Origin of the sequence: Aquimarina algiphila (assembly GCF_007489275.1) — a bacterium.
Classification (GTDB): Bacteria; Bacteroidota; Bacteroidia; order Flavobacteriales; family Flavobacteriaceae; genus Aquimarina; species Aquimarina algiphila.
This window is the reverse complement of sequence record NZ_VLNR01000011.1, coordinates 194,711-216,145: the sequence shown is the minus strand read 5'-3', so window position 1 is coordinate 216,145 and position 21,435 is coordinate 194,711. Positions and strand designations below refer to the sequence as shown.

The following is a 21,435-nucleotide window of genomic DNA, read 5'->3' as shown; positions in this document are numbered from 1 at the left end:
CTCGGGAATTTCAGGAGCCTTAGCTAAGGGAGAAATTTACAAACCGACAAATGATGGAGTTGTAATTTACTTCAAAACCGAAAACATTGACAAGACCTTAAAAATAGTAATTGAAAATGGTGGACAAATGTTGTATCCCAAAACATCAAACGAGGAATTAGGTTTTGTCGCTGAATTTGAAGACAGTGAAGGAAATAGAATTGCCTTGCATCAATCATCAAATTAACCTGAGAAGAAAAAATAACCGCTAACACGGTGTATAAAACATAGCTTGTAAGTGCTATCAAAACGTTTGTATTTACTTGCAAAGACCACCAAATTTTTAAATTTGGCCTTTACAATAAAAAAGATAAAACAAAAATAAAAAATTGACTCAGTGTTTAATTGAAAGTTCACTATTTTTAATTACTGGACTAATCATAGCCGAGACGTTGAGTATCACTACCTAAATGGGGGTAGATAAAAATTAAACCTGAAAATGAAAGACATTTTCTTTAACGGAGATAAAATGACTAAGTAAAAGTTAGTTAATATTTACATGAAATTATGAAGCGAAGAAAATTTTTCAAAAACACAGTTAAAGGAGCATTAGGCGCAAGTATAATTCCATTAACTAGCTTTTCGGATATATCTGCTCAATCATCAAACAATATAAATAATACAGAAGCAGAAAAACCTTATAGAAATACCGACCCTAAACAATGGCATCAAATGGGTACTGGCAAAAAACCTAGACCTGATCGACGTAAAACGCTAACTTATGATGTTGCTGTTATTGGTGGAGGAGCTGCAGGTATGTGTGCAGCTATTTCGGCTGCAAGAAATGGTGCTAAAGTTGTATTAGTACAAGATCGCCCAGTTTTAGGAGGTAATTCTTCAAGTGAAATTCGCGTACATTTAAACGGCGTTAATCATTTAAAAAATGGTCTACCTGAACGAGAAACAGGCATTATTGAAGAAATTTTATTACATAATCGTTTTCATAACCCACAAGATGCGTATCCCGTTTGGGATCATATTTTGTATGATTTCATTACTCGAGAAAAAAATCTGGATGTAAAACTCAATACCTCTGCAATAAGAGCTATTATGTCAGATGATGGTAAAATAAAAGCTGCCTATTGTTGGCAATCGACAACAGAAACAGAATTTACTATTGAAGCTGATTTATTTATTGACTGTTCTGGTGATGGTTTATTAGGAGCTACTGCAGGAGCCTTGTATCGAACTGGTAGAGAAGCATCTTCAGAATTTAATGAAAAATATGCTCCTGAAAAAGAAGATGGTTGGCAGATGGGTTCTACTGTTCTTCTTGGGTCAAAAGATATGGGACGTCCAATGCCTTTTGAAGCGCCACATTTTACAATAAAATATGATGCTGAAAAATCTCATAAAGGAAGACAATTAAAACCATTCGAATTAGGTTTTTGGTGGGTCGAATTAGGGAGCGATAATGATATTATCGGCGAATTTGAGGATAATAAACATAAACTCTTAGGTTATGCTTATGGAGTTTGGGATTACATGAAGAATTCAGGTGATTTTCCAGAAACCGAAAATTACGCTTTAGATTGGGTTTCTTCTTTACCTGGTAAACGTGAGAGTCGCCGATTTATTGGTGATTATATTCTTTGTGAACCTGATATGTTAGGTAATAAACAATTTTCAGATGCAGTAGCATTTGGAGGATGGTCATTAGATGAACACAACCCAGGTGGTATTGAAAATTTAAGTGAACCACCAAGTTATTTTCATCAATATTTTGAAGAACCGTATCAAATTCCTTTTCGTTCATTATATTCTAAAAATGTACCTAACCTCTTATTTGCAGGTCGAAATATTAGCCAAACACATATTGCCCTGTCTTCTTCTCGTATTATGGCAACATGTGCCTTAGAAGGGCAAGCAGTTGGAACAGCTGCTGCTTTATGTGCGAAAAAAAATGTGTTACCTCGTGAGTTAGGTCAAAAAAATATTACAGAATTACAAGAACAATTACTAAGAGATGATGCCTTTATTCCTTATAGGCCTGCAAACGATAAAAACAATCTGGTTAAAAAAGCAAAATTAATATTTGCGTCAAGCACATCTTCGGGTGATCCTAAATTATTAAATGATGGATGGTCACGAGATTATAATGGAAAGGATCATCATTGGCAATCTGAAGGCTTACCAGCACAAGTACAAATCGAATGGGATGAACGCCAGAGTATTTCTAAAATTGAAATCAAATGTGACACCAATGTTAAACGCAATATAATGCTACGTAGAGATAGTTTGGAAAATGATGTTTACACCACCCAAATTCCCAAAGAATTACTAAAATCATTAGATGCTGAAGCACGTGTAAATGGAAAGTGGATAAAAGTTGGAACAATTGAAAAAAATAGAACTCGATTAATTAAGTTCTATTTTGAAAAAATTGAAACTTCAGCTATTCGTATTAATTTAAAAGAGACCTATGGAAATAAAAATTGTAGGTTATTTGAAGCTAGATGTTACAGCTAAAAATTTTTAAGATGATAACGTTTTTTAACATACTAGTTGTAATCAACTTATGTTTTAATTTGAGTGCATCTTCTACTAATGAAATAAAACATCAAATTAAAGTCATACATAAAGGTATTAGTTTAACAGAACATACTGAATGTATATTAGTAGAATTACAAGATGAAGAAGGTAAACCACAAGAATTTTATATGGATGTTGAATCGGTGGTTTGTGGAGATAAGCAATGTCGAGTAGATTTAGTACGGATTTATTGGGATAAATTTGGGCGTTATGATAGGCTTGAATTACCCGAAGGGATAGAATTGGAAAAGGCAGGAGGTGAATTTTTTTCAGCTATTGATTATGATAAATTAAACACAATTTTAAAAGATAAAAATTCTCCTTTACAGGATGTTTATAAAAGTGAAATTGTAGGAACAATTGCTAGTGAAGGTATAGATGCAATGACAGGTGCAACTATTTTGGTAGAAAGATCAGCTTATGTCCAAGGTGCAGTCTGGACTTGTTACTCGCTTTGGCATTGGGCACATAGTGAAGCCAAAAAAATTATTCGCAATATCACAGGTGATGCCTATTCCATTTCAGAATTACAATATCTTTTACAGCAAAATAATCATCAACACTTTGCAATCGAGCAGTTGACAAGGCGAAAGGATTTTTCAAAAAGAACAAATGAATTGATGCTAAGAGCCATTGAAGTAAATACAGAATTATTAAAACCTAGTTTACCTTATTGGGAAAATGCTCCAAAATTGATTTATCTCAATGCAATGCAGCAATTAATTCCTCATGCTAACAAAACCAATCGCTTGTTATGTTTCAATGCAATATTACAAACCTCTCAAAATCCATCTCCTGATTTTTTTAACGAATTAAACCTACCAGTTCATAAATTGACTTATCAGGAAATTGATTTGTTTTTAAGAATTTTAATAGAAAAAAACGGAATAACACAAGAAGGAATTTCTCAGTTATTTGCTCTCTTGTATAGTAATGATTTTTTGATTGCCCGGCGGGTATTTTGGTTTTTAAAGGAACAAAAGTTATCTAAATTACAGGAACATCAAATAAATAAATTTCACCAAAAGTGGAAAGATAAACTTTGAAAATTTTTGATAATTTTAAAGTTAAAAAGAAAACGACACTCAATAATTTTTGCCTTATTTTTCAGTTTTTGTAATATGAACAATGAACCAGTTTACACGAAACTGCAAACGGATATTTACGAAATAAACAACCAATATTTTTACAGAGAAAAAGTCCATACATATTTGATTGAATTAAAGGACAAAGTATTACTATTTGACATCCCTGCATATTCTGAGGAGATCGAAAAATTTATACTTTCTTTTGATAAGCCAGTTTTTGCGATTATTTCACATGGCTCATGTGGAATATCAGATGGTACCGAATGGCAAGAAAAAATCGGACTAAAGATTTACGCACATAAAGCAGACATAAATCATCCTTGGTTGAAAATGAAGCCTAACGTATTTTTTACAGAAATGCCGGATTTTGCGGAAAATATAGAGGTAATATATACTCCAGGACACAGTGCTGGAGCGATATGTGTATTGGAAAAAAATACAAAAACTTTATTTTCAGGCGACACTTTTTACGGTAATAAAAAAGGCGAAATAATAGATTTTAGCCAAGAAAGTCAATCTGATTATGAAAATTTGGATGACAGAATGGCAAGTTGTAGAAAATTATTAGAATATGATTTTATGACTGTTTACCCCTTTCATTATGAAATAATTATTGGAAACGGAAAGGAAAGACTAAGTGAATATATGAAAAACAAATAGATGAAAACATATAACATCAAATATGTAATCATAGCTGATTATTGATTAATCGATTGGTTCTTGTATATTTATGAGGAAGCAGTAATTTTAAAGCTGAATAAAGTATAAAATCTGCGCAGAAGTATCCAAAGTTAGGTAACAATTTACCTCACTACGATACATATATTAAAAGTTGTAAGTCATTTAAACAAAAAAAATGAACATAAAATATATTTTTGGATCGATATTAGCGATTCCACTTTTACCATTAATGTATCTTCAAGGTAAAAAAATAAAGACGAGCGTCCCAAAATTACCTGAAGCAAAAGGGATTAATGGCTTATCTTCTGCTTCTTCTGAAAAAACACTCCGAATGCTAACTATTGGAGAAAGCACTATTGCAGGTGTAGGTGTTAGTACCCACCAAGAAGGTTTTACAGGATCTTTGGCGAATGAATTGGCAAATGAACTTAAAACAAATATTGATTGGAAAGTTTATGCAAAAAGTGGATATACTGCAAAAAGAGTAAAAGAAAAAATTATTAACCTTATTACCGAAAAATCAATTGACTTCATTGTAATTGGTCTTGGAGGGAATGATGCCTTTGAATTAAACACTCCGAAAAAATGGAATAGAGATGTTCGAGAACTTATTAAAAGCATAAGGCATAAATTTAAAGGAGTTCCCATTGTATTTATAAATATGCCTCCAATTAAAGAATTTCCAGCGTTTACTTCTCTAATAAAATTTACAATAGGAAATCTAGTTAATATTCTTGGAAAAGAATTAGAAACTATAGTGAAAGATTTTGAGCAAGTATACTATTATGCGCGCGAGATTAATTGTGTAGATCTTATCGAAAGGCTTAATCTCAAAATAGAACCGGCTGATTTTTTTAGTGATGGAGTTCATCCATCAAAAACAACATATCAAATTTGGGCGAAAGATGTTTCTAATTTTATAACTCAATCAAAGGAAATTAAAAACGCCTTACAACATCAAATATGAAATCAGAGCAATTTGTTTGGTCGAAAGGTCATTTCCTATTTACAATGGCGCTAGATTTTTATAAATTGAATAAAAAAAACATGCAGATAGATCGATGGGTTATGAGGTACTTACCTTACTTCGATTCATGTATTAAACGTTAGCAAATATTAAAAATGAAAATTTACTGTACACTAATTATCTTATTCATTTATATCAACGTTTTTTCTTCTAATAAACAAGTCATGGTTAGTAATGTGAAGGAGTTTTTTGAGGCATTGGATAATAATACTGAAATTATCGTTAAGTGTAAAGTACTTGATTTTACTTTAGAAAATTTAGAAAAAGAATTAAACATTGAGAATTTTTATGAGCATTGGACAGACGATGAGCCTTATAAATTAATACCAAAAAGCTATTTTTTGGCATCAGGAATAGTGTTAAATGGATATGAAAATTTAATTATTCGAAGTGTAGAACACACAGATATTATATCAAATAATGACTTTGACAATATTCTAAGTTTCAAAAACTGTAAAGAAATTATATTGGAGGGCTTTTCTATTTTTCATACACTTCCAACTTGTAATGGGGCGGTATTATCCGTTTTATTATCCAATAATATATCTATAAATAATTGTCATTTAAATGGGAGTGGTGGTATCGGAGCTACTTTGATAGGTACGAATAATGTAAAATTTAACAATGTTGAAATTTTCAATAACGTTTTTTATGCCATTTACACGGTAAATTCCACTAAAATAAAGTTTAAAGATTGTGATATTTATGAAAATCACGATTGGGGTGAATCAGTTATTTATTCAGATATAAGTGATCTATTATTCCAGAATTGTAGAATAGAGAATAATCAGTCAAAGAACTTGATTTATTCTTTTTTGGGCATGCCTCTATATGTCAATTTTAAAAACTGTGACATTGAAGAAAATGCATTTAATTTTGATCTTCAAAGCTATATTGACAACCGTACTAATGAAAAGTCTAAAAAAGGGAAACGTAAAACGATATTAAAATTATTTATGGGGTTTTTACAGGAAGAATTAGGTAGCGACCATGATAATCGCAATAATGAATTCGTAAGTTTCTTTACTAAGGATTATAAAATTAAATATGAGAATCAAACAGGGCTGTCTGATTTTCTTTCATTTTACTATGGTTTGAAGAAAAAAGAGGTTCAAATAAATAATTTTAATCTTATAGACGATGATAAAGTCATTGTAAATAGAGGTACTAAAAATCAAGAAATATGGGATTTTTATTTCAATTCGAAAAACAAAGTGAAGGAGATCAAAGTAAAATTTACATTTGCTAACAAAATGTAAAAATGTATTAAAACACTATTACACGGGATGTTAGCTGCAAGCTAAAAAATAACAAAACGGACATAACAAAATTAAATAGAGTAAGAAAATTTGTAGATGGATAAAATTGGAATAATAACGGTAAGCGATAGAGCAAGTGCAGGGATTTATAAGGATGTTAGTGGAAAAGCAATTATTAATACACTAAACGATTATTTAATTTCGGAATGGGAAGAAGTATATCAAATAATCCCAGATGAACAAGAAATCATAGAAAAAACCATCATTAATATGGTTGATAATGATAATTGTTGCTTGGTTATTACAACTGGAGGTACAGGACCAGCTAAAAGAGATGTTACACCTGAAGCAACTACTGCGGTTTGTGACAGGATGATGCCGGGATTTGGAGAACTTATGAGAGCTGAATCTATGAAGTTTGTACCGACAGCTATTCTTTCTAGACAAACTGCTGGGCTTAGAGGTAGTAGTTTAATTATTAATTTACCTGGAAAACCAAAGTCAATTAGAGAATGTTTAGATGCTGTTTTTCCTGCTATCCCATATTGTATAGATCTTATGAATGGCCCATTTTTAAAATGCAATGAAAATGTAATAAAACCATTCAGGCCTAAAAAAAAATAAAAGCAAAATATTATATTTGGCTTAGTATCAAATCGAAACTTGGTACAGGTCTCCTGTCCTATGTTTCTTATACTCACCGTTACCTGCAAGCAAAACAAAAAATTATGGTAAAAAAAACATCTATAACATTTGTACTCTTTTTAATAGTTTTCACACAAGGATATTCGCAAAAAATTGAAACATTAAAACAGAAAATTGAGGATATTATAAATTCCAAAAATGCAATTGTTGGTGTCGCAATTAATGGGATGGAAATTAAAGATACTTTGAATATCAATGGTCAAAGACACTTTCCTATGCAAAGTGTGTTTAAGTTTCCAATTGCTTTGACAATTTTATCTGAAATAGATAAAGGCAATCTTTCTTTAGATCAAAAAATTGATATCAAGAAAAGTGAGTTATTGCCTGGCCTATGGAGTCCAATACGAAAAAAATATTCTGAAGGAGTCATACTTAGCATTGCAGAAATTATAAAATATACAGTTGCTTTAAGTGACAATGTAGGTTGTGATGTACTACTAAGACTTCTTGGAGAACCTCAAACTGTTGAAAATTATTTTTCTAGTCTCGGTTTTAAAGATTTTTCTGTTAAAATAAATGAAGAAACCATGCAAAATAATTGGGATTTACAGTTTTTAAATTGGACAACTCCAAAAGAAGCTAATAGGATCCTAACAACGTTTTATAAAAACAGTAATAGATTACTTACCCAAGAAAGTCATGACTTTGTGTGGAATGTAATGAAAGGAACCAAAACAGGCAAGAACAGATTAAGGGGACAATTGCCTAAAGAAACGATAGTAGCGCATAAAACGGGCTGGTCCGGAGCACATAAAGAAACAGGGGTAACTGCCGCTGTAAACAACATCGGAATTGTTTTTCTCCCCAATGGGAAATACTATACCATAAGTGTATTTATCACTGAATCAACAGAAAGTTTTGAAACTAACGAGAAAATGATATCAGATATCTCGAAAGCAACTTGGGATTACTTTATAAATAAATAATAGGTATTGATTATCTTAATCAAATTTTTGTAATACCAGAAGGTAATGTCTCGTATAAGAAACGTAGCGTAGGTGATAAGCGATACGTTTCTTATACGATATGTTGCCTGCAATTCGCCCAATCATATTCACCAATTATTTAATAAACACATTATCTTAATGTGACAAATAGACTCACATAGGATGATGAACGCACAGTAAGATTTTATTTCTTCATATTTTCCAATACTTTCCTCCATTCAGAAGCGTCATATATTAAATGGGATTCCTGAATTTTTCCATCTTCTACTCGAAACCACTCATTTCCGGTGTTGATCTCCAAGCCTTTAACTGAAGAATTGAAAATGTAATTTACAACTACCCAATTACCATTAACCGCTAATCTCTTAATTTCAACACCAGTAAGTACTAACGCTAATTCTTTAGAAAGCTCAATAAATTCAGCTTTAGAATTGATGTTCTCCATTGGATCTGTGAAATGGTAATTATCCGTTAATAAAGCAAATGAATCTGCAATTTTTGATGGGTCGTTAAAACCGCTTAAGAATTGTGTGACGATAGCTTCTTTTGTCATGACACTTTGAGTTTCCATTTATTTAAGTTTTAGATATTAATTATTATTTTCAATCATATTTTGCCAGTTATCTAATAGCTCTTTACATACTTTTGTGAACCTATATTTCATTAAAGGGTGTACTAGAATATTCTGTATCGGCTTTTTGTATTCAAACTCGAATATCATAGTTATTTCATTTTCATTCTTAGAAATTTCATCAACTATCCAAGTCCCTTTTAAAGCCTTTAGAGGATAAGGATAATCTGGTGTTTGAGTATCTACTATAAATGAATATTGCTTTTCATCTTCCCATAACGTACAGGTCTCAATCCAACTATCTTTGCCATGAGAGCAAGAACGAACCATACCTTTTTTTTCTCCAGAGATTACTTTTGAGCCATCAATATTTGGTGCTACTTCGTGATAGTTAGCCACATCAGATATTACTTCCCAAACTTTAGATATACTTCCTTTAACTTTTCTCTTAAATTTAAATACTTTTTGTCCTTTTTTACTCTGCTCATCTGCCCTAGCTAAGCCTTTTGCCTGACCAAGACCTAACACTAAAACTACTATCGCAACTAGTGCTACTATTATATTCCCATCTGTAGAGATGTTAAAAGGGTTGAATACTAATAAGATGACGCTGCCAATAACCCATAGTGCATCTTGTATTATTATCCATAACACTGGTAATGCTCTCTGTTTTTTAAGCTCTACTATAATAGTTAAAGCAAAAACTAGAAGTAGAATACCAAGTATGAAGAAAAATTTGCTGGGTTCTATATTAAATATTTGTTCAACATTTTCTTGAAAGACTAATAGTAATGTCCCATTTAATATTGAAAATACGGCATTTGCGGATAGGTGCCTTTGTAACTTGTTCATAATAGTTTTACTTGTTTTATGGTACAATGTTATAGTAAAAGTCAACAATATTATTGATACTTTGCGCCAATTTTATATATTCGTATTATGAAAATTTGCGCACCTTATTTACATAGCTTACTGGATTATGCAGACTATCAAAACCTAGATAGCTTAGTTTTAAAAAACCTTTTAGCTAATCCGAATATGGATTATAACAATCCTGAGGAAATGATTGATGCCAAAGAATATTTAGCTGTTTATGAAATGGTAATAGACGCTACAAAAAATGATTATAGCGGTTTAAACTTTGGTTGCTACCTAAACCTAGGTGCCTTAGGATTAGTATTGGAAATATCTTTAAATACTTCTAGTGTAAAACAAGGTGTTTTTATTCTTCAAAATTTCCTAGATAATAAGTTTCCTATAGTATCAGCTAGAGTTATTGAGGATTCACAACTTTATATTTTACAATTAGATAGCTCTGTTAAAGATTTAAAGCTTAGAAGACATCTTTTGGATATGGTGTTAAGTATTATTTATAGAGAGCTAAAACTAATGCTTCCACACTCTTTTATCCCAAAAATCAGACTACCATTTACTAATAAAAAACCTTATCTCGATTCCTTAAAAGTAGCAGTTACACATTATTCTAATTATCAAATAGTGTTACCATTAGAAGTTGTAAGCACAGAAATAAATAAAAATAAAGTAAAAGAAATAGAGCTTCTTTTACCAAAATTTATAGCAATGTTAAATAAGAACAAGGAAAATGAAAAGGTATTCGCGAATCAAATACGTAATATGACATTAAATATGTGCTCGCCAGAGATTCCAAATTTTGAGCAAGTCCAGAAACAATTCCCTTATAGCAAACGTACAATGCAACGTAAGTTGACAGATGAAGGTATGTCATTTAGAAGTATAGCAAATAAGATAAAAGAAGAACTGTCTAATTACCTAACTAATGAAAAACATTTAAAAACTAAGGATGTTGCTCATATTTTAGGTTATTCAGAATCAAGTGCCTATTTACATGCAGTGAAATCTTGGAAAACGAAAAAAAGCAGGTAGCAATGTATTAAAAAATGTAGGGCGTTTGTGCTAATCCGAAAGATTGTGTTTATTTGCAAAGCCACCAACCAATCTGAAACGTATCACTTATTACTTGCCCTACGTTTCTTATGCGATACATTGTATGTCATTCAAGAACAAATATTTAAAATGAATAAAACCGCGAAGAATATTTTAAAATATCTTATTGAAATAATCATTGTTGCATTTGGTGTATTTTTAGGAGTATATTTTAGTAATGTAAATGCTGAAAATAAAACAAAAGCAGAAAAAGAAAAATCTCTAAGAATAATTATAAAAGAATTAGAAAATAATCAACTATTATTAGAAAAACATATTAATTATCACGAAAATATAAAAATTCAAATTGATAGTATAGCTCTTAAATTGAGTGAGAAAGATAAACTTTCGAATTTCACAACTGATAATAAATTTAATCACAATAATATAAAAGGATGGAATGGGTTTCAATTTGCCAGATTACAAAAGACTGCATTTGAGGGAACAAAAATTAGCGGAATTTTAAAAGAATTCGATATCGAATTAATTCAAAAAATATCGAGTGTTTATGTATTGCAGGAGACATATACTGATTTTGGGACATCTATTTTAAATAAAGCAATTGAAACTAATTCATCGACAAAAGTTATTGATTTTATAGGGGTAATTGAGTTAATGACATCAGACTTACTCATTTTGGAAAAGAGGTTAAATGAAGGATTGAAAAAAACGATAACCGAATTAAAAACGCCAGACAACATTGTATATAAGTAATAACAGTTTAAGCGTTTAAATGAAAGTATAAACATAAAACAATGGTAAGTGCTAAACTGAATTGTTAGGGAGTAGAAATCTACGACTACTGATGCACAAGTACAAAATATGTAGTATGAATAAAACATTAACTTTTCTGATTGGATTTTTTATTTTGATGACCTCATATTCTCAAGAATCAGAGTGTTATAAAAAAATAGATTTTGAAAGTTTCGTGAAAAATAAAACTTCCAACAGCTATAACTATATCAGAAATATCTACAAAAAACTTTATTATGAATCAACAATAGAAAATGAAGAGGATAAGTCCTATAAAGTATTAATGATCTGTAATGGGAATGAAAAAATTGAGCTCATTGGAATTGACAGTGATGATGAATTTGTCAATGAAATAAAAAGAGTAATAACTCTTGTAAATAATGAATTTTTGATTGATGATCAAGAGAAATATATGACCGAAATACCAATAAAAGTTGATTTTGAACCACAAGAAGATTTTAAATGGAAAACTGATTTAAGCAAAATTCATTTATTTTCATTTAGTCATATCAAAAAAATAGTTCCGAAAAAACCAATTATCCGAATACAAGGTATAGAATGTGAATTTCCAAAACATGAAAAATAGCTATTGGCTAAACAAATAATGAAAAGGATAAAAATGCAAAAATTTGACTCTATGTTAAATCGAAAATAAAGTGAGTGTGTTCAAACTGCATTTCATACACAAAATATTGTGGCATATTTAACACAACCTTTTCTAAATTGTATCATCTTAATAGTATAAAGAAGAACATGAGAAATACTTTTATACTACTTATTCTGAGTTTAGTGTTATTTGTGTCTTGTAACGATTCAGATGATAATGAATTTGTAGGTTCAAAATGTGACCAAATAGCAATTATAGATCACATTAAATATATCAACAAAGAATCTGCTGTACTTTCGATGGAACGCGTTGAAATAAATGGAGATTGTCTTGAAGTTGTAGTTGGGTCAGGAGGTTGTGGTGGACAAACTTGGGTAGTAGAATTAGTAGATGCAAATAGAATTGCCGAATCTAATCCAGAACAACGTGATCTGAGAATTCTACTCAAAAATGAGGAGTTATGTAATGCTTTCATTTTAAAAACATACTCTTTTGATTTACGACCAATCAGAATAACAAACAGTAATAAAGTACTTTTAAATCTAGAGTTCTGGGACGAGCAGATCCTTTATGAATATTAAGAATATATAATATACTATGAGGAGGAAATTTTCAATTTCTGGAATATTTACTTTTCATACGAGTAATGACCAATAATTTTATAGTCAAAGAGACAATCGGCTAGTACTTGACCACCACCAATATTATGAACAATCATATACCGTTTTAAGTCGGGAGATTTTTTATCAACAACTAATCCGATATGAGTAGTTCCCCCACCAAGATTCCAACAAACAATATCTCCGGGAAGATAGTCGCCTGGTATTTTGGAGATGGGTTTTACTTTTCCAAATCGAGAAAAAAACTTCATTAAATTGGGAACTCTTCTATGATCGATGTTTTTATCAGTTCTGGTTAATCCCCAGTTTTTTGGATATAGATCAAAATTAGTTTTCATATCCAGATGTACTTCTTTTTGTAGATCGATATCCAGTTTTCGATATGCGCGTATCACCACATCTGTACAGACTCCTTTACCACTAGGTACGTCTCCATTTGGGTAGTCAATAGAGAAATATGCAGGATCATAAGTAACTTCCTGTTTTGTTAATTCCAATCCAGCATCAGATAAACGGGTTTTGAAATCAGATTGCCCAAAACTAAATTGTAATAACGTTATACTAAGTAATACAGATGTTGTGATCTTTTTCATAAGCATATCAATTCTTGTTTGTAGTACAATTATCGTATTTCTTTTACAAAATCTCTAATCTTATCTACACCATGATGAGTCAAATGTTTTATAAAAGCAGAACCGATAATAGCGCCTTTACTTGCTTTAGTGGCTTGCATAAAGGTTTCATTATTACTTATTCCAAAACCTACGATTTGCGGGTTTTTTAAATTAAGAGATTGGATACGTTCAAAATATTTTTGTTGTGTGTTTCCAAAAGTGTTTTTAGCTCCTGTAGTACTTGCAGAACTCACCATGTATATAAAACCATTAGAGACACTATCGATAAATCGTATTCGTTCATCAGAAGTTTGTGGTGTAATGAGTAATACATTAATCAATCCATATTTTTCGAATATTTCCTTATAGTGCTCATGATATTCTGCTACGGGTAGGTCAGGAATAATCAACCCATCGATACCAATTTCTTGACATTTAGCACAAAATGCTTCTATGCCGTATTGCATCATTGGATTAAAGTAGCCCATAATGATTAATGGAATATTGACTGTTTTTCTAATGTTTTTTAATTGATCAAATAGAGTAGAAGAGGTCATACCATTTTTAAGGGCTATGGTAGAACTTTCCTGAATAGTTGGGCCATCTGCTAATGGATCACTAAAAGGTAATCCAATTTCTATCATGTCTACTCCATTTTTTTCTAAATCCTGAATCACTTTTGCAGTATCATGAAGTGATGGATATCCTGCTGTAAAATATATAGAAAGTAATTTTTTGTCTTGCGCTAAAGCTGATTGTATTCTGTTCATATTTTTAGTATAGAGAAGTTAGTAAGTAGTAGTTAGTAAAAGAAAAATCTCAATACTAAGTACTTTATACTTACTACTAAATAATTATAATTTAAAATAATCTATGTATGTATTAAGGTCTTTATCTCCACGTCCAGAAAGACTGATCACAACGATATCATCGGGCTTGAATTTTTTATCATTAAAAATAGCCAATGCATGTGAGCTCTCTATGGCAGGAATAATACCTTCTAATTGTGATAACTCTAACCCGGCAGTCATAGCATCATCATCTGTTACAGAATAAAATTCTCCTCGTCCCGATTTGTATAAATGTGCATGTAATGGCCCAACACCAGGGTAGTCTAATCCCGCAGAAATAGAGTAAGGTTCTGTAATTTGCCCATCTGGAGTTTGCATCAATAGCGTTTTACAACCATGTATGATACCTTCTTTACCTAATTGAGATGTAGCTGCGCTTTCTCCACTATGTATTCCTTTTCCTGCTGCCTCGACAGCAATAATACCTACATCTTGGTTGTCTAGAAAATGATAATATGTCCCGGCAGCATTACTTCCACCTCCGATACAAGCGACTATATAATCAGGGTGTTCTCTTCCTTCTTTTTCTTTTAATTGCCATTTGATTTCTTCAGAGATTATAGATTGAAATCGTGTTACCATATCAGGGTAGGGATGTGGACCAATTGCAGAACCAATAATATAATGTGTATCTACAGGATTATTGATCCAATCTCGAATAGCTTCATTAGTTGCATCTTTAAGCGTTTTACTCCCAGATTTGGCCGGCCTTACTTCTGCACCAAGCATCTTCATACGAGCTACATTGGGTGCTTGTCTTTTGATATCAATTTCTCCCATATAAACAATACATTCAATCCCCATCAAAGCACAGACTGTTGCCGTGGCAACTCCATGTTGTCCAGCTCCGGTTTCCGCAATGATTCGGTTTTTACCTAATTTTTTAGCGACAAGTATTTGTCCTATGGTATTGTTTACTTTATGAGCTCCGGTATGATTAAGGTCTTCTCGCTTTAGATATACCTTTGTGTTATGTTTTTCTGAAAGGCGTTTGGCATAATATAAAGGAGATGGACGACCTACATAATCTTTTAGTAATTGATTAAACTCTTCTTTAAAAGAAGGCTCATTCATAATATCGAGATATGTAGTTCTTAATTCTTCTACATTAGGATATAGCATTTCGGGAATATATGCTCCTCCAAAATCTCCATAATATCCTTTTTCATTTGCTTGATAGGTCATACTATAATTTTTTATTCTCCTAAGAGTGGTACTATTTGTTTTTTTAATTTTTTTACGTTTTCTATGTTTTTTAATCCGGGTGAATCTTCAAACTTGCTATTAACATCAATAGCATATAGATATTTAGACTCTGGTTTGTTTAGAAAGGTTTGAATAGCATCAATTTCGGCTAAGCCAATACCACCACTTAGAATGAATGGAGTGGTAGAGGAGTATCCTTCTAAGACTCGCCAATCAAAAACATATCCATTACCGCCTTTTTCTTTTCCTTTGGTATCAAAAAGAAAATAATCCACAATGCCTTCGTATGGTTTAAGTGTATCAAAATCAAATTCATCTTTGATAGAAAATACTTTCCAGATCTCAATTTTGTTCAATACAGTATCTGTTTTTGATAAGGATATAGGATTTGGTAGTTTAGATGCCTCTAATTTTAATGTTTTGCAAAACTCAACGCTTTCATTACCATGTAATTGAATGGCTTTGAAACCATGTTGTTTTACATTTTTTATAATGAAATCGATAGAAGCATCTACAAAGACTCCGGTTTTTTTGATGTTTTCTGAAATATTAGGGATACCGCCTTCAAAATTTCTGGGAGATTTCTCATAGAAAATGAATCCTAAATAATCAGGAAGTAATGCAGCAACATTCTGAATATTTTCAGGAAACTTCATTCCACAAACCTTTATTTTTATGTTTTTATTTTTCAATGTTAAAGATTTGGTTCTAACTTAATATTGTTGTTGTCGAAATTAATATTATGGGCAAAATCATACACTTCACTAAAGCTATCTAGCATATTAGGTTCTTCGATATCAGCCAATAATTCTCGTATCAATTTAGACTCGAAATTATGTTTTTTGGATGTTGAATACTTTACCAATTGACTGCCAATTGTTTTATAAAATAATTTTTCAATCCTTGTTTTGTCTTTTGGTTCTTCATCAACCAATTCAATTTCTACACCACATTTTTGCAAAATACTTTTAATGATATGTTGCGTTGGAACATTATGGGTTAGTGTAATATTGAGTTGTTCTTCATCGATATTTGTTGCGCGAATTATTCCTTTGGCCACATAATCTACAGGGACAATATTAAGCCCTCCATCCATGTTTAGTACCATTCTGACTTTTCCCAAATCTGGCTGTGTCTTTTTTATTTTTTTGAAGAACTCGCCAATAGCATAGAATACAATATATCGACTACTCACAAATTTTGGGTAATCAATAAGTCTTCCAGATACAACACTTGGTCGTGCGATGGTGCAGCTGAAATTATTTTCTTTGGCAATTTGTAATATCAATTTTTCAACTTTCATTTTATAAGCTTCGTAGAAGTTTCTAAAATCAAAATTCGTGACAGAATGATAATCATCTGTAATTTCACCTTCTATTTCACCTCTGGAGAAAGCTGTACTCACAAAAACCAACTTCTTTGTTCGCAATTTAATAGTTTCAAAAAATGCTTGTGTATTGACATAATTTACATGCGCAATTTCATTTTTTGCTTTTTCAGTATTACTTAGGTTTACAGAAGCGGCCAAATGATATACAATCAAATCATTCCCGGCATCATCGGGAAGTATAAAGTTGTTGATTTCTCCTTCGATGACGTGTACATATTTTTCTAAGTACCCTTTATAAAAAGGAGTTATTTTTTTCGGAATAAGCTGTTCTGTAAAGACCTCGTCTAATAAACGTTGTTTCGCAGATTTGACCTGTTGTTTACGAATTAAAACATAAATAGTTGCTTCTTCACTTTTTGAATACAAATCAAACAGTAGTTCAAACAATACATGTGAGCCTATATTTCCTGTTACTCCAGTTACTAATATTGTATTCATTTTAGTTGTTTTATAAATTCTATAGCGCTAGCTCCCGGGTTTTCTGTCTTCATAAAATTTTCGCCAATTAAGAAACCTTTATAATCATATTGTTTTAAATCTTTTATGGCCTCGATACTGCTAATTCCGCTTTCTGAAACTTTAACAAAATCATCTGGTATTTGTGTACTTAGTGATTTGCTGATATCGGTACTCACTTCAAAGGTTTTTAGATTTCTGTTATTTACTCCCAACATATCTAATGAAGGCATAATCGATTTCTGAAGCTCTTCTTGATTATGAACCTCTAATAACACATCCAGAGATAAGCTTTTTGCAAATTCTGATAGGGATTTAATCTGATCGCGTGTTAATACTGCAGCAATTAGTAAGATGGCATCTGCTCCATGGGCTTTAGCTTCTAATAGTTGATATTCATCGATGATAAATTCTTTGCGAAGTAAAGGTATTTTAACAGAAGATCTTGCTAAAAGAAGATCATCCAAAGAACCTCCAAAATACTTTCCATCGGTCAAAACAGACATTCCACATACGCCAGCTGTTTCATATCCTTCTGCAACATCTTGGACACTTACATTTTGATTAATTACAGATTTAGAAGGAGACCTGCGCTTGTGTTCTGCTATAATACCTGTAGCACTAGTTCGTAATGCGTTTGCTAACGAATTTGTTTTACGCTCAAACAATACAGAATTTTCAAGTTGAGTAACCGGAATTAAACTTTTTTTAAGCTTTACTTCTTTGTGTTTATCGGCTATTATTTTGTCTAATATGTTCATTTCCTATCATCCTGAACTTGTTTCAGGATCTTCTTAATTATAGTTAGTATTTAAATTCCAGTTTATCCTGAAAAACAAAATTTGTTTTCTTAATTTTTACTAAGCTCTTGTACTTTTTTCAATGCAGCAAGTCCTTTCAGAGAAAGTAGTGCCTCCTTTGCTTTTTCGAACCCTTGTTTTGGTTCAAGGCCTTTAACTGTAGCAATTGCCATTCCTGCATTAGCACAAACCACATTGTTTTGTGCTTCTGTGCCTTTACCACTTAGAATATTCATAAATATATTAGCAGATTCTTCTATTGAATCACCACCAGCAATTTGTTCTTGTCTTAATGCTGATACTCCAAAGTCCAGTGGTGTTAACATTCCTTCTGTACGATTAGAAATGGTTTTTGTGCTTCCTGTTAAAGAAATTTCATCGTATCCGTCTAATGCATGAATTATAGTAAAGTTTTTATCTGTATTTTGGTATAAATACCCGTACATTCTTGCTAGTTCGAGATTAAAAACTCCAACCATCTGATTTTTAGGAAATGCTGGATTTACCATAGGGCCAAGCATATTAAAGAATGTTTTTACACCTAATTCTTTACGAATTGGTGCTACATTTTTCATAGCAGGATGAAACAATGGAGCATGTAGGACACAAATACCAGCTTTATCAATACTTCGTCTTAAAAAATCTTTATCATTACTAAATTTAATACCGAGATGTTCCATCACGTTAGAACTTCCACATTTAGACGAAACTCCATAATTACCATGTTTGGTCACCTTAATTCCTGCTCCGGCAGAAACAAAAGAAGAAAGCGTTGATATATTAAAAGTATCTTTTCCATCACCACCTGTACCGCAAAGATCCACCGGATTATACTCACTTAAATCTATAGCAATACAAAGTTCTAGTAAGGCATCTCTAAATCCCTCTAATTCTTCTACAGTAATACTACGCATCATATATACTGTAAGGAATGATGCAATTTGACTTTGATTATATTCTCCTTTAGAAATATTGACCAAAACACCTTTTGCTTCTTCTTTAGAGATGGTTTCGTGATTGATTAATCGATTTAGTAAATTTTTCATCTAAAAATTATTTCTTATCATTTCTACAAAAGCAGAAATTCTTTTATTATTTAATATTGAGTCTCTCATTATTGAGAGCAAGAAAAAATTAATCCTTTATCCAGTTTTCCAGTATTTTTTTTCCATCAGGAGTTAATACCGATTCTGGGTGAAATTGTACTCCACGTACATCTAATTCTTTATGGCGTAAAGACATAATTTGACCATTTTCGTCATAAGATGTTGCTTGGAGACAGTCTGGTAAGTTTTGATCAGCGACTACCCATGAGTGATATCGACCTACATCAAAGTTTTCATTTAACCCATCAAAAAGAGGTTCATCTTTTACTGATAGTGTGATGTTTGTAGCAACACCATGATATACATTTTCAAGGTTGACTAAATCCCCGCCAAAAACTTCGCCTATAGCTTGTTGCCCCAGACAGACTCCAAAAATACTTTTGGTATTGGCGTACGTTTTAATGATGTCTTTTAATAAACCAGCTTCTTCGGGTATACCAGGGCCTGGAGAAAGTAAGATTTTCTGGTATTGTTCAACATCTTCTAATCGTAACTGATCATTACGTTTTACGATAACTTCACAACCTAAATCTTCTAAATAATGAACCAGATTGTATACAAATGAATCGTAATTGTCTATCACTAATATTTTTTTACTCATTTTTTGATTTTGGAGTTTCTAAGCTCCTATATTTCTTCAGCAAGTTTTAATGCTTTGGTTAATGCTCCTAATTTATTATATACTTCCTGTAATTCGTTTTCTTCGTTTGATTCGTTAACCAATCCAGCTCCAGCCTGCCAATGTAATTGGTGATTTTTACTTAAAAAAGTACGAATCATAATAGCATGATTAAAGTTTCCCGAAAAATCCATAAAACCAATAGCTCCACCATAGAAATCACGATTTACGGTCTCGTATTTTTCTATAAGTTGCATAGCCATGTGCTTTGGTGCCCCACTTAAAGTTCCTGCAGGAAAGGTATCAGCTACAACTTGCATGGTAGTTGTATCCTGGTGTTTTTTACCAGTGACCTTACTCACCAAATGAATTACGTGAGAATAAAATTGAACTTCTCTATAGGTTTCTACGGTAACATCACTTCCGTTGCGACTTAGGTCATTGCGTGCCAAATCAACCAACATTACATGTTCTGCATTTTCTTTTTCATCCTCAGATAATTTTTTTGCTAATTCTGCATCTTGTTCATCATTTCCTGTACGTTTAAAGGTTCCGGCAATAGGATGAATTTCTGCCATATCATCCTTTACCACCAATTGAGCCTCAGGAGAACTTCCGAATATTTTAAAATCTCCATAATCAAAATAAAACAGGTACGGAGAAGGGTTGACGCTTCGTAGTGCTCGATATACATTAAACTCATCTCCTTTAAACTTCTGCGAAAAGCGCTTGGACAGTACTAACTGAAAAACATCGCCTCTTAGGCAGTGCTTTTTTGCCAATGTTACATGTTCTTTATATTGTTCGTCATTAAGGTTTGAAGTTGTATCTCCTATAGTGGCGAAATTATATGAAGCAAAGTTTTTAACCTTAAGTAAAGATTCAATTTCAGAGATATTACTTTCAGATTCGTAACAATGTGCAAAAATATAGGCTTCATTGGTAAAATTACTAATAGCAATAATGTTTTGATATACTGTGTATTGTAAATCAGGAATGTCTAGCGCACCTTCTTTTTTAGAAATCGATATATCTTCAAAATATCGAACAGCATCATATGTTATATATCCAAAAAGACCATTGTTAATAAATTTGAAGTTACTTTTTGTGGTTTCAAATTGCTTACCAAATTGTTCAACAATTTCAGGGATATTAGTGTCTTCTGTAATAGGAATTTCTTTAATGCTTTTATCAGGGAAAGATTGATAAATAATTTCGTTTTCTATTTTGATATTTGCTATTGGATTACAACAGATATAAGAAAAACTATTTTCACTGCCTCGATAGTCGTTATTTTCTAATAGTAAGCTATTGGGGAAACGATCTCGAATCTTTAGATAAACACTTACTGGAGTAAAGGTGTCTGCCAGGATTTGTTTGAAATGTGTGGTTAATTTATAACTCATTTTATACTTTACTGATTTATAATTTAAAGTCTTTGATTAGGTAACAAAAAAAAGGCTTGTCGTGATTTGACAAGCCTTTGATATGTTTACTTAACATAATAACAGGAACTATCTCACGACGTTTTCGTTTTGAGATAACCACCACCAATTATTTGTTAAGATTACTTTCATTTTTTATTTCTTGGCTCAAATA

23 protein-coding genes are annotated in these 21,435 nt (G+C 31.8%); 12 read left to right on the top strand and 11 right to left on the bottom strand.

Going from position 1 to position 21,435, the window contains the following annotated elements; genetic code table 11:
- The 8 genes from FOF46_RS07690 to bla all read left to right on the top strand — a co-directional run.
- Positions 1-226: VOC family protein (locus FOF46_RS07690; RefSeq protein ID WP_420885150.1), on the top strand; the 226-nt coding region annotated here is incomplete at its 5' end.
- A gap of 320 nt (positions 227-546) precedes the next feature.
- Positions 547-2,508 carry an FAD-dependent oxidoreductase gene (locus tag FOF46_RS07685; protein WP_143916059.1) on the top strand — a complete coding sequence of 654 codons (1,962 nt, stop codon included), beginning with the start codon at positions 547-549 and terminating at the stop codon, positions 2,506-2,508.
- Positions 2,496-3,617 carry a hypothetical protein gene (locus FOF46_RS07680; protein WP_143916058.1) on the top strand — a complete coding sequence of 374 codons (1,122 nt, stop codon included), beginning with the start codon at positions 2,496-2,498 and terminating at the stop codon, positions 3,615-3,617. Before FOF46_RS07685 ends, FOF46_RS07680 begins: the two co-directional genes overlap by 13 nt.
- A gap of 75 nt (positions 3,618-3,692) precedes the next feature.
- The gene (locus tag FOF46_RS07675; RefSeq protein WP_143916057.1) at positions 3,693-4,319 is read left to right on the top strand and encodes an MBL fold metallo-hydrolase; all 627 of its coding nucleotides are present in this window, start codon (positions 3,693-3,695) and stop codon (positions 4,317-4,319) included.
- A 196-nt stretch (positions 4,320-4,515) separates the two neighbouring features.
- Positions 4,516-5,307 carry an SGNH/GDSL hydrolase family protein gene (locus tag FOF46_RS07670; RefSeq protein WP_143916056.1) on the top strand — a complete coding sequence of 264 codons (792 nt, stop codon included), beginning with the start codon at positions 4,516-4,518 and terminating at the stop codon, positions 5,305-5,307.
- A gap of 224 nt (positions 5,308-5,531) precedes the next feature.
- Complete coding sequence (locus FOF46_RS07665) at positions 5,532-6,626, top strand: right-handed parallel beta-helix repeat-containing protein (RefSeq protein WP_167571770.1); 1,095 nt, start codon at positions 5,532-5,534, stop codon at positions 6,624-6,626.
- A 96-nt stretch (positions 6,627-6,722) separates the two neighbouring features.
- Positions 6,723-7,250 carry a molybdopterin adenylyltransferase gene (gene mog / locus FOF46_RS07660; protein ID WP_143916054.1) on the top strand — a complete coding sequence of 176 codons (528 nt, stop codon included), beginning with the start codon at positions 6,723-6,725 and terminating at the stop codon, positions 7,248-7,250.
- A gap of 104 nt (positions 7,251-7,354) precedes the next feature.
- Positions 7,355-8,257, top strand: a complete 903-nt coding sequence (gene bla / locus FOF46_RS07655) for a class A beta-lactamase, subclass A2 (protein WP_143916053.1) — start codon at positions 7,355-7,357, stop codon at positions 8,255-8,257.
- A gap of 205 nt (positions 8,258-8,462) precedes the next feature.
- Here bla and FOF46_RS07650 read toward each other — a convergent pair whose 3' ends face one another.
- On the bottom strand, positions 8,463-8,849 hold the full coding sequence (locus tag FOF46_RS07650) for a nuclear transport factor 2 family protein (protein ID WP_143916052.1): 387 nt from the start codon (positions 8,847-8,849) through the stop codon (positions 8,463-8,465).
- An 18-nt stretch (positions 8,850-8,867) separates the two neighbouring features.
- Positions 8,868-9,701: a type II toxin-antitoxin system RatA family toxin gene (locus FOF46_RS07645; RefSeq protein ID WP_143916051.1), complete on the bottom strand. Its 834-nt coding sequence runs from the start codon at positions 9,699-9,701 to the stop codon at positions 8,868-8,870.
- A gap of 87 nt (positions 9,702-9,788) precedes the next feature.
- Between FOF46_RS07645 and FOF46_RS07640 the strand changes: the two genes are divergently transcribed.
- From FOF46_RS07640 to FOF46_RS07625, 4 genes are all read left to right on the top strand, one after another.
- Positions 9,789-10,754, top strand: coding sequence for an AraC family transcriptional regulator ligand-binding domain-containing protein (locus tag FOF46_RS07640; protein WP_143916050.1), 966 nt, complete (start codon positions 9,789-9,791; stop codon positions 10,752-10,754).
- A 150-nt stretch (positions 10,755-10,904) separates the two neighbouring features.
- Positions 10,905-11,528, top strand: a complete 624-nt coding sequence (locus tag FOF46_RS07635; protein WP_143916049.1) for a hypothetical protein — start codon at positions 10,905-10,907, stop codon at positions 11,526-11,528.
- A 115-nt stretch (positions 11,529-11,643) separates the two neighbouring features.
- Positions 11,644-12,153, top strand: coding sequence for a hypothetical protein (locus tag FOF46_RS07630; protein WP_143916048.1), 510 nt, complete (start codon positions 11,644-11,646; stop codon positions 12,151-12,153).
- Positions 12,154-12,320: 167 nt separating this feature from the next.
- A complete protein-coding gene (locus FOF46_RS07625) occupies positions 12,321-12,755 on the top strand; it encodes a hypothetical protein (RefSeq protein ID WP_143916047.1) in 435 nt (144 codons plus the stop codon).
- A 47-nt stretch (positions 12,756-12,802) separates the two neighbouring features.
- On the opposite strand, the gene FOF46_RS07620 is transcribed toward FOF46_RS07625, so the two are convergent.
- The 9 genes from FOF46_RS07620 to FOF46_RS07580 all read right to left on the bottom strand — a co-directional run bounded on the left by FOF46_RS07620 (position 12,803) and on the right by FOF46_RS07580 (position 21,242).
- The gene (locus tag FOF46_RS07620; protein ID WP_143916046.1) at positions 12,803-13,387 is read right to left on the bottom strand and encodes a DUF1287 domain-containing protein; all 585 of its coding nucleotides are present in this window, start codon (positions 13,385-13,387) and stop codon (positions 12,803-12,805) included.
- A gap of 29 nt (positions 13,388-13,416) precedes the next feature.
- Entirely contained in the window at positions 13,417-14,178 is a 762-nt protein-coding gene (gene trpA, locus FOF46_RS07615; protein ID WP_143916045.1) for a tryptophan synthase subunit alpha, read from the bottom strand.
- 84 nt (positions 14,179-14,262) lie between these two features.
- Positions 14,263-15,444, bottom strand: coding sequence for a tryptophan synthase subunit beta (trpB, locus tag FOF46_RS07610; RefSeq protein ID WP_143916044.1), 1,182 nt, complete (start codon positions 15,442-15,444; stop codon positions 14,263-14,265).
- An 11-nt stretch (positions 15,445-15,455) separates the two neighbouring features.
- Positions 15,456-16,121 (bottom strand): phosphoribosylanthranilate isomerase, encoded by a 666-nt coding sequence (locus tag FOF46_RS07605; RefSeq protein ID WP_143916043.1) that lies wholly within the window; start codon positions 16,119-16,121, stop codon positions 15,456-15,458.
- 38 nt (positions 16,122-16,159) lie between these two features.
- Positions 16,160-17,293 carry an SDR family oxidoreductase gene (locus FOF46_RS07600; protein ID WP_143916042.1) on the bottom strand — a complete coding sequence of 378 codons (1,134 nt, stop codon included), beginning with the start codon at positions 17,291-17,293 and terminating at the stop codon, positions 16,160-16,162.
- Positions 17,290-18,072 carry an indole-3-glycerol phosphate synthase TrpC gene (trpC, locus tag FOF46_RS07595; protein ID WP_143916041.1) on the bottom strand — a complete coding sequence of 261 codons (783 nt, stop codon included), beginning with the start codon at positions 18,070-18,072 and terminating at the stop codon, positions 17,290-17,292. The genes FOF46_RS07600 and trpC overlap by 4 nt, the downstream gene beginning before the upstream one ends.
- A gap of 89 nt (positions 18,073-18,161) precedes the next feature.
- A complete protein-coding gene (gene trpD, locus FOF46_RS07590; RefSeq protein WP_143916040.1) occupies positions 18,162-19,157 on the bottom strand; it encodes an anthranilate phosphoribosyltransferase in 996 nt (331 codons plus the stop codon).
- 88 nt (positions 19,158-19,245) lie between these two features.
- Entirely contained in the window at positions 19,246-19,818 is a 573-nt protein-coding gene (locus FOF46_RS07585; RefSeq protein ID WP_109438913.1) for an anthranilate synthase component II, read from the bottom strand.
- A gap of 26 nt (positions 19,819-19,844) precedes the next feature.
- Positions 19,845-21,242, bottom strand: coding sequence for an anthranilate synthase component I family protein (locus FOF46_RS07580; protein WP_143916039.1), 1,398 nt, complete (start codon positions 21,240-21,242; stop codon positions 19,845-19,847).
- Positions 21,243-21,435: the final 193 nt, after the last annotated feature.